We start from the raw sequence: 12901 nt of genomic DNA, 5'->3' as shown, positions 1-12901 counted from the left end.
TGTCGGACCCTGCTGAGAGACTTCTGCCTGTGTCGAGCCCGCCGGTGTCGGCAAGTTGCACCTATGCCGAAATGTCGACATTTGATAGAATTGGAGTACACATGAGGAGCGCCATCCAACCTCCAACTAAACATGGCTCTTGCGGAGAGGTTGCTTGATGGCGTCCGCGGCTCTTCCGACTTGGGATCAGTTGATGATCCCGGTTCTCAAGGTCCTCGCTGACGGGCAAGTCCGCAGCCGTCGCCAGCTCTACGACGAGGTCGCGGCTGCTGAGCGGCTGAGCCACGAGCAGAAGGCAATCATCCTCGACTCCGGCCAGGCCAAGTACGAGAACCGCATCGGCTGGGCAGTGACTTACTTGGCGAAGGCCAAGGCGATCTACCGGCCGAGCCGAGGCCAGCAGTCCATCACCGACGTAGGGCGGGAGCTGCTGCACAAGTACCCGGACGGTCTGGTCGAACGCGACCTTCGGACCGTAGATGGCTACGAGAGCCCACGCGACCGTCGACAGGCGCGAAAGGTGCTCGCTGAAGCGGCGATCGAGGTCCCTGCGAGTGACCTCGATCCGATCGAGCAGGTCGAGACCGGCATCGCGCGCATCAACGACGGCGTCGCCACGGAGCTCATCCAGCGCCTGCACGAGCGCGAACCGGCCTTCTTCGAACAGGCAGTCGTCGACCTCGTCGTCGCGATGGGCTACGGCGGAGCCGACGCCAAGGCCACCCGGACGCAACTGTCCAACGACGGCGGCATCGACGGAATCATCGACCAGGACACGCTTGGCCTGAACCGGGTCTACATCCAAGCCAAGCGCTACGCCCCCGACAGTGCCGTCGGCAGGCCCGACATCCAGTCGTTCGTCGGGGCGCTTCACGGCCAGCAGGCGAACCAGGGGGTTTTCATTACCACCGGCCGCTTCAGCACGGGTGCGGTGGAGTACGCAGCAGGCGTTTCCACGCGGGTCGTGCTCATCGATGGGCAGCGCCTGGCCGACCTGATGATCCGCTACCGAGTTGGAGTGCAGGCCAAGCGCACGCTCCACATCGTTGAAGTAGACGAGGACTTTTTCGAATGACCAAGGAACAGCAGCGAGCCGAGCTCCACAAGATCATCTGGCGCATCGCCAACGACCTGCGCGGCAGCGTTGACGGCTGGGACTTCAAGTCCTACGTGCTCGGCATCCTCTTCTACCGATTCATCTCCGAGAACCTCACGGCGTACCTGAACAAGCTCGAGCAGGAGGCCGGCGACGCCGACTTCGACTACAGCAAGCTCAGCGACAAGGACGCCGAGTTCGGCCGAAAGGACACGGTCGACGAAAAGGGCTTCTACATCCTGCCGAGCGAGCTGTTTGAGAACGTCCGCAAGCGAGCGTCGCGCGACGAGAACCTCAACGAGACGCTCTCCCGCGTCTTCGCCAGCATCGAGGGTTCGGCAGTCGGGGCGGCGAGCGAGGACGACCTCAAGGGTCTCTTCCACGACCTCGACGTCAACAGCCCGAAGCTGGGCCCGACTGTGGCTAAGCGAAACGAGCGACTCGTCAAGCTGCTTGATGCGATCGGCGAACTCGACTTCGGCAACGGTGGCTTCACCGAGAACACCATCGACGCCTTCGGTGACGCCTACGAGTACCTCATGGGCATGTACGCCTCCAGCGCGGGAAAGTCGGGAGGCGAGTACTACACGCCGCAAGAAGTGTCCGAGCTCCTCGCCCGCATCACAGTCGTCGGCAAGACCCAGGTCAACAAGGTCTACGACCCGGCCGTCGGCTCGGGCTCGCTGCTGCTGAAGTTCGCCAAGGTCCTCGGCAAGGACAACGTCCGGCAAGGCTTCTACGGCCAGGAGATCAACCTGACCACCTACAACCTCGCGCGGATCAACATGTTCCTGCACGACATCAACTACGAGAAGTTCGACATCGCCCACGGCGACACGCTGACCGATCCAGCGCACTGGGACGACGAACCATTTGAAGCGATCGTGTCCAACCCGCCCTACTCGATCAAGTGGGAAGGCGACGCCAACCCGCTATTGATCAACGACCCTCGGTTCGCGCCCGCAGGCGTGCTTGCACCGAAGGGTTATGCCGACCTGGCGTTCACGATGCACATGCTCAACTGGCTGGCAGTCAACGGCACAGCGGCCATCGTTGAGTTCCCCGGAGTCATGTACCGAGGCGGCGCCGAGCAGAAGATCCGCAAGTACCTGATCGACAACAACTATGTCGACACTGTCATCCAGCTTCCGCCCGACTTGTTCTTCGGAACTGGAATCCAGACCTGCATCCTCGTGCTCAAGAAGTCGCGCAAGGACAGCTCGGTGCTCTTCATCAACGCCTCCGCCGAGTTCAAGCGCGTCGGCAACAAGAACAAGCTCCTGCCCGAGCACCAGCAGAAGATCCTCGACGAGTACACCAAGCGCGAAACGATCGAACATTTCAGCGCCGTCATCCCGACCGAGCAGATCGCTGAGAACAACTATAACCTCTCAGTGACCTCCTGGGTCGAGGCAGAGGACACCAGCGAGGCAGTCGACATCACTGAATTGAACGCGAGGATCGCCGGGATCGTGGCGAGGCAATCGGAACTCCGGACGCAGATTGACGCCCTCGTAGCGGACCTGGAGAGCGCATCGTGAGCAAGTTCGACGATTTGCTCTTAGAGCAATGCCCACATGGTGTTCCGTTCAAGCCTCTCGGCGATGTTGGAGAGTTCATCAGAGGCAACGGGCTTCAAAAGTCTGACCTAACGGACGCCGGTCATCCGGCGATCCACTACGGGCAGATCCATACCTTCTATGGCACCTGGGCGGATCGGACCAAGTCCTTCACTGATCCACTGAAAGCGGTTCGGTTGCGGCGAGCGAAGACAGGCGACCTCGTCATCGCCACCACAAGCGAGGATGACGACGCGGTTGCGAAGGCAACCGCTTGGCTCGGCGACGAAGAGGCCGCGGTGAGTGGCGATGCCTACATCTATCGACACCGACTTGATCCGCGTTACGTGGCCTACTTCTTCCAGACGGAGCAGTTCCATTCCCAAAAGCGGCGCGGCATCACGGGGACGAAGGTTCGCCGCATTTCGGGCGACGCACTGGCGAAGGTCAGAATTCCTGTGCCACCCCTCAGTGTGCAGCACGAGATCGTGAAGATGCTGGACGCGTTCGCGGAGCTTGAGGCGGAACTCGAGGCGGAACTCGAAGCCAGGCGCCGCCAGTATTCCCACTACCGGGACACTCTCCTTACCTTCTCTGACGCGGGCGTACCGAGGATCCCGCTAGGTGAGCTCGCGACGATTGTGCGAGGAGCCTCGCCGCGCCCGATTCAAGCGTTCCTGACGAGTGCCGAGAATGGTCTGCCATGGATCAAGATCGGAGACGTTCCTGCGGGTGACAAGTTCATCACCAAGACAGCGCAGTACGTCACCTCGGAAGGTGCCCAGAAGTCGCGGCGAGTGCGGCCGGGCGACTTCGTAATGTCCAACTCGATGAGCTTCGGCCGTCCGTACATCTCGAAGATCGAGGGCTGCATCCACGACGGTTGGCTGTCAATCAGCGACTTTGCCGATTCGTTCGTTCCCGACTTCCTCTATCACCTGCTGCGCTCCAAGTCGGTCCAGTCGGAGTTGGCGCGACGCGCTAGCAACGGGACCGTCCAGAATCTCAACGCGGACATCGTGAAGGCGGTGGCCGTACCGGTTCCGCCGCTTGCCGAGCAGGAGCGGATAGTCGAGATCCTTGACAAGTTCGAGGCCTTGGTAAACAGCCTCACGGACGGGCTCCCTGCGGAGCTTCAGGCGCGGCGGCAGCAGTACGAGTACTACCGGGACAAGTTGCTCACCTTCGAGGAGGTCGAAGCATGACCGAGCAGAAGGCGAGGCGCTACGAGACGATCGCGGTGTCGTCCGAGAGCACGGTCGTTGCGGAGTTCGTGTCTGACGCCGCGTCTGCGACCGCCTACCAGTCCGAAGCTGACCTGGAGCGCGAGCTGGTCAAGCTCCTCCAGGGGCAGGCGTATGACTACCTCCCGATCACGACTGAGGGGCAGCTTGTCGCGAACCTCCGTTCCCAGTTGGAAGCACTGAACGGAATCACGTTCAGCGATACCGAGTGGGAACGGTTTTTCAGCGAGAAGGTTGCCGGAGCCAACGATGGCATCGTCGAGAAGACCGTTCGTATCCAGGAGGACCACGTCCAGGTTCTGAAGCGGGACGACGGGACGACGAAGAACGTCCAGCTGATCGACAAGACCAACATCCACAACAACCGGCTGCAGGTCATCAACCAGTACGAGATCGGCCAAGGCGACGGTGGCGCTCGCCGCTCCAACCGTTACGACGTCACGATCCTCGTCAACGGACTCCCGCTCGTCCACGTCGAGCTCAAGCGACGAGGCGTCGACATCCGTGAGGCGTTCAACCAGATCGACCGCTACCAGCGCGACAGCTTCTGGGCAGGCTCGGGGCTCTTCGAGTACGTGCAGTTGTTTGTTATCAGCAACGGCACGCTGACGAAGTACTACTCCAACACCACACGCTTCCAGCACGTGAAGGAAGCCACCGGCGCCAAGCGCGGGAAGAAAACGTCGAACTCGTTCGAGTTCACCTCTTGGTGGGCCGATGCGGCGAACCGGCCGATCCAAGACCTGACGGGCTTCACGAAGACGTTCTTCGCTAAGCATTCGCTGCTGAACATCCTGACGAAGTACTGCGTGCTCACAGCTGACCGACTTCTGCTGGTGATGCGCCCGTATCAGATCGTGGCGACTGAGCGGGTGATCCAGAAGATCGAGATCGCCACGAACTACAAGCAGCTCGGCACCGTTGGCGCCGGTGGTTACGTCTGGCACACCACAGGATCGGGTAAGACGCTCACGTCGTTCAAGACCGCCCAGCTGGCGTCGCGGATGGCGAGCGTCGACAAGGTCCTGTTCGTCGTCGACCGCAAGGACCTCGACTACCAGACTATGCGCGAGTACGACCGCTTCGAGAAGGGAGCGGCCAACTCCAACACCTCGACCTCAGTGCTCAAGAAGCAGCTCGAGGACCCGAGCGCCAAAATCATCATCACCACGATCCAAAAGCTCGCGACGTTCATCAACGCCAACAAGGGCCACGCGATCTACGACGGCCACATCGTCCTAATCTTCGACGAATGCCACCGCTCGCAGTTCGGCGACATGCACACCGCGATCACCCGGTCATTCAAGCGGTACAACATCTTCGGCTTCACCGGTACGCCGATCTTCGCGGTCAACTCCTCCAGCGGCGGCAACCCGAACCTGCGGACCACCCCGCAGGCGTTCGGCTGCTACCAGCACGGCGACCCAGCAGCCTGCCCGTCGATTGATCACCAGACGGCGATCCACACCTACACGATCGTGGACGCGATCAACGACAAGAACGTCCTGCCGTTCCGCATCGACTACGTCAACACGGTCAAGGTGCCCGAGGGCATTGGTGACAAGCAGGTCAGCGCGATCGACACCGAGCGCGCGTTGCTCGACCCGGAGCGCCTCCGCCAGGTCACCGCGTACACGCTGGAGCACTTCGAGCAGAAGACCAAGCGCACGCAGGGCTACGACTACGCCGTGGTGGCCAACGTTGCCGACGTGGTCGGTAGCCGCAACAAGGTCTCCGAGCTCAAGCAGGCCAGCCGTGTGAAGGGCTTCAACGCCATCTTCGCCACCGCCTCGATCGAGGCCGCGAAGCGCTACTACCTGGAGTTCAAGAAGCAGCAGGCCGACCTCCTGCCTGACCAGCGTCTCAAGGTCGCCACGATCTTCTCCTACGCCGCGAACGAGGACGTCGGCGACGACTACCTTGATGAAGAAGGCTTCGAGACCAGCTCGCTCGACCAGTCCTCACGCGACTTCCTCGACGATGCGATCAAGGACTACAACAAACTCTTCGGCACCAGCTATGACACCTCGGCCGACAAGTTCCAGAACTACTACAAGGACCTGTCGCTTCGGCTGAAGAACCGCGAGCTCGACCTGGTCATCGTCGTCAATATGTTCCTGACCGGATTCGACGCCACCACGATGAACACGCTGTTCGTCGACAAGCGGCTCGTGAACCACGGCCTCATTCAGGCCTACTCACGCACCAACCGCATCCTCAACTCGGTCAAGACCTACGGCAACATCGTGTCCTTCCGCGACCTGGAGGAAGAGACCAACGACGCCATCGCCCTCTTCGGTAACAAGGACGCCCGCGGCATCGTGCTGCTCAAGCCCTATGGCGAGTACTACAACGAGTACGCCGAGAAGGCCACCGAGCTCCTCAAGAAGTTCCCGCTCGACGAACCGATCATCGGCGAGAGCGCGCAGAAGGAGTTCATCGCGCTCCTCGGCGCGATCCTGCGGCTGCAGAACATCCTGACCTCGTTCGACGACTTCGCAGGCAACGAGATCATCACCGCCCGCCAAATGCAGGACTACCGCAGCATCTACCTCAACCTCTACGCCGAGTTCCGCAAGGAAGGCGAGAGCGAGAAGGAAGCGATCAACGACGACGTCGTCTTCGAGATCGAGCTTATCAAGCAGGTCGAGATCAACGTCGACTACATCCTCATGCTCGTCGCCAAATGGCGCGACGCTCGAGGCAACGGCGCCGACAAGGAGATGTCCGCACTCATGGACATCCAGCGCTCCGTCGACTCCAGCCCGACCCTGCGCAACAAGAAAGACCTCATCCTCGACTTCGTCGACCGTGTCTCCGCATCGGGTGAGATCGATGAGGAGTGGCGCGTCTATATCCAAGCCCAGCGCACCGCCGAGCTCGAGGCGATCATCACCGACGAGAACCTCAAGCCAGACGAGACCCGAGCCTTCGTCGACCACGCCTTCCGCGACGGCTCCATCCCGACCACCGGCACCGCGATCACCAAGATCCTTCCGCCCGCGTCCCGCTTCTCCGCCGGTGGCAGCCACGGTGAGAAGAAAGCCCGCGTGCTCGACCGGCTCGGCGAGTTCTTCGATCGCTTCTTCGGGCTGAGCGCAGGATCGGGTGACTGATGGACGCAGGCGACGCTCGGCGCCAAGCGGTCGCCGAATGGCTGGAGGATAAGAAGCCCGACCTGGCCAGCACTTACCGTGCTGCAGTATCGATGCTGGGTGCGAAGCCTGATGCTGGTCACGAGCGGACAAGGATCTTGCTCATCTGCCACTCGATGCGAGAGGTCATGAACCGACTTCCAACCGCAGCCCTCCTTGGCAAGGGGGCTGCAAGTCAGGACGAGGTCGACGGTTACGTCCCCGCGTCAGTCCAGGTGCGCGCCCTCCCGCAACTACGGATCGATCACCCGGACATGGATCTGACTCAGGAAGCAGAGAACGTCCCTGTGCCGAAACCAGCAGCGATGGCGCTGTCGCGGCTCATCGATACGGCGAGCTACGAGGATCGACGCCGACTGAGCTCTCTCGCTGCCTTCCTCACAGATGATGGAAATCCCAAGGCGCCTGCCGTCAAGGAGTGGCGTGATCTGAGCGAATATTTCGTCCGGTGGGGTCATTTGCACGACAAGTTCGAGGCCGACTTGCCTACCGACGAGGAGCTCGCAGCGAAGATCGGAATCTTCGATGACCACGTCGATGCCATCAGATCGGCCTTCTTCGAGAGCAAGAGTCTTATCGAGGACATCCTGACCTCGGCAAACCGGAAGGCTGGAGAGGCCCAGTCATGAGCGACTACGCCGTACCGACGACCGCAGAGGTGGACGCAGCTGTCCGTCGCTTGACGAGCTATCAACTTCGCCGAGTGTTCTATGAAGGTCTCAAGAACCCGAACTGGGTGAAGCCCCTAGCTGACCTCAACGTCTTCACGAATCCGCCTGAGCCCGAGGCGACTGGCGACGGCTACATCAAGGATGTCTTCTGGCCGGAAGTCAGCTATCTGTTGAACGTGGCGGAGGAGGCGCCGGTCGATGTCATTGACGTCCTCCTCAGCCTCGAAGCTACGGCCAACTCATGGGTGCGCCGGGCAGCGTTCGTCATTGGCGCGAAGGTTCCGGCCGACCAGGCGGCGCGCCTGAAGCCCTTAGTCAAGGCGTGGTCCGAAGTGGGAGGGCTTGGTTGGCGGACAGACCCACGCGACCTGGTTTCTTTCGCCATCAACCTCATCGAAGGTGGCCAAAAGTATGGCGTCACGTTCGCCAACGTCTTGTTCCGTCCGCGTGATGCTGAGGACGACGCGCGAGATCCGGTCGTCGAACTCAAGTCGTATTGGTACTCCCAGGAACTCCCGCGCGTGGCGAACGCCCTTGGGACCGACGGGCTTAAGACCGTCCTTCCGTGGCTCAGTCAGTACGAGCGGATCAAGAAGTCCGTGGGCGACACCTTCGACCACAGCGGCTTTAGTCGTTCAACCGTCGCTGCACGAGGGGACGGACCTCGGGACATCGAAGATGCCCTGATCGACGCCGCGCGGGACTTGGCGAAGCGCGACTTCGGCACTGATCCCGACACGACGTGGCGACTCTTCGAGAGCAACGAAATTCTTATTGCGCAGCGCATCGCGATGTACTCGATGGCCCACGCGCTCGAAGAAGCCACTGACCCGGCCCTCGTGGCGAAGCTCGTTTCGATGGGTGGAGACCTGCTGGCCAAGCCGCTGTGTCGTGATCAGGGCGCGCGCCTTGAGTTCGTCGCGCTGGCAAAGTCGCTTGTCGCACGCTCAGCTGCCGACGTACTTGTCGAAGTGATCAACGAAGGACACTTCACTGCCGACTCGTCGGCACGCATTCGGAAGAACATGGCTGAACGCGGCGAAACGAACGAGTCGATCGATGAGTCACTTCAGCGCTGGGACGAGACCTGGCGGCACCAAGTGCTCGCGGGAATTGGGCGGGATCAGCTGCCTCCGGTGCTGCAAGCTCAGCTCGACGATCTCGACGCAACTCGCGGTGTCATCGAGCGTCCACTTGCGCCCGCATTCGAAATGACGTCCTGGACAGGGCCGAACAGCCCGCTCGACCAAGACGGCATGGCCGCCATGAGCCCGACTGAACTGCTTGCACACCTAGAGAGCTGGCACGACTCGGGTGATCGGTGGACTGCGGAACCATCGCACGAAGGCCAGGGCCGGGTCCTGAGCGCTGTGCTCACGGCGAACCCCCTTGCGCTCGGCGACGCAACCGGTTTCACTGAGCGACTGCGCCCGACCTACATCCGCGCTGTTCTGAGCGGATGGGAGGCCGCTTTTAAGGCGGACCTCGACCTTCCCTGGGGTGCTGTTATCGCAGCGGTTTCCTTCGTGGTCAACCACGGCTACGCGTCCGACTTCCCGGTCGAGGGGGGGCGCTTCGACGACGATGCGGACTTCCGGGAGGCCAAGCAAGCGGCAGTCGGAATCCTTGAAGAGTTCGCGAAGGTCAAGAGCAGTGACCGGATTCCGGCGGACGCTCTCACGCAGGTCGCGAATCTCCTCATCGAGACCTCAGAGGACGAAGTCGCATGGAACGACTACGCAAACTACGAGCTTTCGAACGAGTCTGGCATGGATCCGCTCACCACGTCGTTGAACTGGCAGTGGCCGAACATGGTTCGCGGACTCCTGCATCTTGTTACCCACGGACCCGAAGCCAGTTGGTACGCATCGGCCGCGGAGTCCCTGGAACGCGAACTTGGTCGAGAGGACCTGCGCGGCGCATCGCGGGCGGTGGTTGGGGAGGCCCTTGGGCGCCTTCACGACCGCGCCCCCGAATGGCTGGACATGCACTTCGAGACCTACTTCGGCTCGAAAGCGTCACTCGACCGCGGGCAGCAGATCGCGCTGACCACTGCGATCGCGATGCACTACTACCACCCGGCGCTGTACCAGCGTCTGAGCGGATCGATGATCGCCGCCCTCGGACAAGCCGATGAGATCGCCGTTGGGTGGGGCGATCAGGACACTCCGAAAGCCCGAATCGGCCAATGGGTAGTGCAGGCCATTATCCGAGGCCACGTCGATCAGGCAGACCCGCTTCGTGTGGCGTTCTATTCAGTTGCGCCTGCTGACGTGCGAGGGGACGCGATCGGCCACGTTGCATGGAGCTTCCTTCGGGCCGACAAGGTGGACGACGTGTTCCGGGACCGCCTCGCGGAACTTTGGGACGAGCGTGCTGCGCATGTCGCAGAACACGCCGAGGACAGCGCCGAACTCAAGGACTTCTACTGGTTTGTCACGTGTGGCAAGTTCGGGGCGGATTGGTGGTTGACCCGCCTCAAGCAAGCCATCTCGCTTGATCCAGAGCTCGAAACACACGGGATGATCGGCGAACAGTTGGTGGAAGCGGCACCTGCGCATCCGCAGGACGCACTCGAGGTCCTTCGACTCCTGCTGAAGCCCGCTGAAACGCACAACCGGGACCAATGGGATCTGACCCATCATGCGCTCGCTCCAGTACTTGCCGCAGCGATGGACGCGGGCGACGATCAGTTGACTCAGGACGCGATCGCACTTATGAACGAGATGGGCGAACGCGGCGAGGTGGATCTTGACCAGCGAGTGGCAGCACTACGTGCGACCGAGGCCCCGTAACTGCCCCTAGCGGTCTCGACCGTGAGTGTCCCGCAGCTGGACGCCTTCGGCCCGAAGGTAATTCAGCACCGACTTCGGTGAGAACCGGGTGCGCTCTGCGACACCGACCAGGGAGAGGCCCGATGCGTACAGCTCGATGACCCGGGCGATCTCCTCGGCAGTAGCAGGCTGGTTGCGCATGACGACCCCGTGCTCCTTCAGCCGGAGGGCCACTGTTTGCCGAGTGCAGCGAAATTCGGCCGCGAGCTCGTTGACGTTGGCGCCATTGAGGTAGCGGTCGGCCATCGCGGCAACCTGCTCAGGGGTCAGGCGATTTTGCCGTTGACGAAGAGGGCCTGTTCGTTCATGGTCAAGGGCAGGTTGAGCCGACGGGGAGGGCTCCCAGTCCCGCGCTAACAGAGGCGCCCAATTGTTTGTATCAACACTCGATAGGGCCACCCAAGGTTGCTTGTTCAAACTCCTGACGCGGGGAATGGGCGGCAGATTGAACAGCGGGCCCTTCGGGTGTTTCGTTCTCCAGCTCTGCAGTGATGACCGGACGGCTGGCCTCCAGAGCGTCGGCGAGGTCGCTGCGTTCGGGAATTGCCTGCATTGGTGAAGCGGGCTCGTCCGGGACGGTCTCGATGTAGATCTTGCTGAACCAGGCTTGGTTGTAGGTGCGGTGAAGGCCCGGCTCCAGCCCGCTGTACGCGTGGGTAGGGTGGCTGATCAGGTCGATCACGCGCTCCAACGTCGTCTCGGTGTCGACCCCGGCCGCTTCGAGGGTCTTGGGTTCGGATTCGAGGTTGGCGAGTTGTCTGGCGAGCGCGGCTTGCTTCTCGCGGGCGATGTCGGCGGGGCGGGCAGGGCGCTGGTTCTCCATGCGGCGTGTTCGGCCTCCCCGGCGGGGAGTGTCGAGTGGGTCGTCCAGGGGCGACGCAGGAGCGTCGACGCGACGTGGTGAGAGGTGGTTCCAACCGAGCGCTAGGACACCGGCTACAGGCATGGCGGCAGGTCAGGAACGGCGTCGCTCCCTGCGCAGGAGGGAGCGCAGAGTCTCGGCGTTCGCGTAGCCGACCCGTAGGGCGATCTCAGCGGAGGTGAGGTCCGTGGTTGCAGAGAGGTGCCGAGCTCGTTCGATGCGAAGCCGTTGGACGAAGCCGAGTGGAGTGAGGTTGAGCGCCGCACGGACTCGTCGTTCGAGGGTGCGCCGGCTGGTGCCGAGCGACTGCGCGACGATGGCGACGTTGAACGGTTCGTCCAGGCGGGCGCGCACGAAGCGTTCGAACTCGACGATGATCGGGTCCTCGTGCCGGAGTTGTTCGTAGGCGACGAAGGCCGCCTGCGACGGGCGCTCGTCGATGATGAGGAGCTTGGCGACATGTTGGGCCAGATCGGGGCTGATCGATCGCACGAGTGAGAGCGCGAGGTCGATGTGGGCGAAGGCGGCGCCGGCGGTGACGAGGTTCCCGTCGACCACGACCATGGTGTCGAGATCGAGGGCGACGGTCGGATAGCGCTTCAGGAACTCCGGCCCCAGGAACCAGCTGGTCGTCGCCCGCCGATGATGCATCCGTCCGGTCTCGGCGACGGCGAACACGCCGGTGCACGCCGCGGCGATCCGGGTGGTCGCGTCGTCGAGGCGCCCGAGTGAGGCGATGACGGAACGAGCATCTCGGCTCTGGAGGGCGTCGTGGGTCGCTGCGGCCGTGAGGGTACCAAGCGCAGGGACGACGACCACGTCGAACTCTGCGGACTCCGACAGCGGGTGGTCCACCGACAGGGTCATTGATGCCGTCGTGGTCACTCGCCGTTTCGGTCCGAGGATGGCGAGTTCGATCGGGTCGATCCGCGGGTCGACATCGGCGCGGGCTCCGTCGGCCACCCGCACGATGTCGATGACCGACGCGACCGCCGAACCGAAGCAGCCGTCGATCGCAACCAGTCCGATACGCATGGCGCGAACAATAGCAATACTGTCGTATGCGCCACTTCCCGCCGGCCCTCGCTCGTCATACGCTGAACTCGCATCACCAAGAAACCTCGACACGTAGGAGAACCCCTCATGGCCACACCCGCATCACTTCCGTATGCCTTCGTCGCCAAGATCGTCGCGGCCGATGGACAGCACGACGCGCTCGCCGAACTGCTCGCCGGCGCTGTCGCACTCGCCAACGAAGAAGTAGGAACGATTGTCTGGTTCGCGGTCAGGACCCACGCCGACACCTTCTGGATCTTCGATGCATTCCCCGACGAGGCCGCTCGCGACGCCCACGCCAACGGCGCCATCGTCGCAGCCCTGATGGCCAACCAGCACCTCCTCGGCGCAGCACCCGAGATCCTGGCGGCCGACGTCCTCGCGTCCAAGCTCCCGTAGTCCGCCAACGCACGAGACGATCGCG

The 12901-nt window shown here is 62.3% G+C and carries 10 protein-coding genes; 7 read left to right on the top strand and 3 right to left on the bottom strand.

Features of this window, described 5'->3' with window-relative positions:
- Window positions 1-193 precede the first annotated feature (193 nt).
- The 6 genes from Q9R27_RS17605 to Q9R27_RS17580 are packed head-to-tail and all read left to right on the top strand — an operon-like array spanning window position 194 to window position 10520.
- Window positions 194-1075 carry a restriction endonuclease gene (locus Q9R27_RS17605; protein WP_311253708.1) on the top strand — a complete coding sequence of 294 codons (882 nt, stop codon included), beginning with the start codon at window positions 194-196 and terminating at the stop codon, window positions 1073-1075.
- Entirely contained in the window at window positions 1072-2637 is a 1566-nt protein-coding gene (locus tag Q9R27_RS17600) for a type I restriction-modification system subunit M (RefSeq protein ID WP_311253707.1), read from the top strand. The genes Q9R27_RS17605 and Q9R27_RS17600 overlap by 4 nt, the downstream gene beginning before the upstream one ends.
- Entirely contained in the window at window positions 2634-3860 is a 1227-nt protein-coding gene (locus Q9R27_RS17595; RefSeq protein WP_311253706.1) for a restriction endonuclease subunit S, read from the top strand. Before Q9R27_RS17600 ends, Q9R27_RS17595 begins: the two co-directional genes overlap by 4 nt.
- The gene (locus Q9R27_RS17590; RefSeq protein WP_311253705.1) at window positions 3857-7015 is read left to right on the top strand and encodes a type I restriction endonuclease subunit R; all 3159 of its coding nucleotides are present in this window, start codon (window positions 3857-3859) and stop codon (window positions 7013-7015) included. The genes Q9R27_RS17595 and Q9R27_RS17590 overlap by 4 nt, the downstream gene beginning before the upstream one ends.
- Window positions 7015-7683 (top strand): hypothetical protein, encoded by a 669-nt coding sequence (locus Q9R27_RS17585; protein WP_311253704.1) that lies wholly within the window; start codon window positions 7015-7017, stop codon window positions 7681-7683. The genes Q9R27_RS17590 and Q9R27_RS17585 overlap by 1 nt, the downstream gene beginning before the upstream one ends.
- On the top strand, window positions 7680-10520 hold the full coding sequence (locus Q9R27_RS17580; RefSeq protein ID WP_311253703.1) for a hypothetical protein: 2841 nt from the start codon (window positions 7680-7682) through the stop codon (window positions 10518-10520). The genes Q9R27_RS17585 and Q9R27_RS17580 overlap by 4 nt, the downstream gene beginning before the upstream one ends.
- Before the next feature lie 6 nt (window positions 10521-10526).
- Here the strand turns inward: Q9R27_RS17580 and Q9R27_RS17575 are convergent, their stop codons facing one another.
- The 3 genes from Q9R27_RS17575 to Q9R27_RS17565 all read right to left on the bottom strand — a co-directional run bounded on the left by Q9R27_RS17575 (window position 10527) and on the right by Q9R27_RS17565 (window position 12456).
- Window positions 10527-10805 (bottom strand): hypothetical protein, encoded by a 279-nt coding sequence (locus Q9R27_RS17575; RefSeq protein WP_311253702.1) that lies wholly within the window; start codon window positions 10803-10805, stop codon window positions 10527-10529.
- Between the two features lie 133 nt (window positions 10806-10938).
- Entirely contained in the window at window positions 10939-11382 is a 444-nt protein-coding gene (locus Q9R27_RS17570; RefSeq protein WP_311253701.1) for a hypothetical protein, read from the bottom strand.
- Window positions 11383-11514: 132 nt separating this feature from the next.
- On the bottom strand, window positions 11515-12456 hold the full coding sequence (locus tag Q9R27_RS17565) for a helix-turn-helix domain-containing protein (RefSeq protein WP_311253700.1): 942 nt from the start codon (window positions 12454-12456) through the stop codon (window positions 11515-11517).
- Window positions 12457-12564: 108 nt separating this feature from the next.
- Here Q9R27_RS17565 and Q9R27_RS17560 point away from each other — a divergent pair, with 108 nt between their 5' ends.
- Complete coding sequence (locus Q9R27_RS17560; RefSeq protein WP_311253699.1) at window positions 12565-12876, top strand: antibiotic biosynthesis monooxygenase; 312 nt, start codon at window positions 12565-12567, stop codon at window positions 12874-12876.
- The last annotated feature ends 25 nt before the right edge of the window (window positions 12877-12901 follow it).

The organism is Nocardioides sp. AE5, assembly GCF_031844485.1.
GTDB lineage: Bacteria > Actinomycetota > Actinomycetes > Propionibacteriales > Nocardioidaceae > Nocardioides.
The sequence above is the reverse complement of the archived record's forward strand: the minus strand, read 5'-3'. Positions and strand labels throughout refer to the sequence as shown.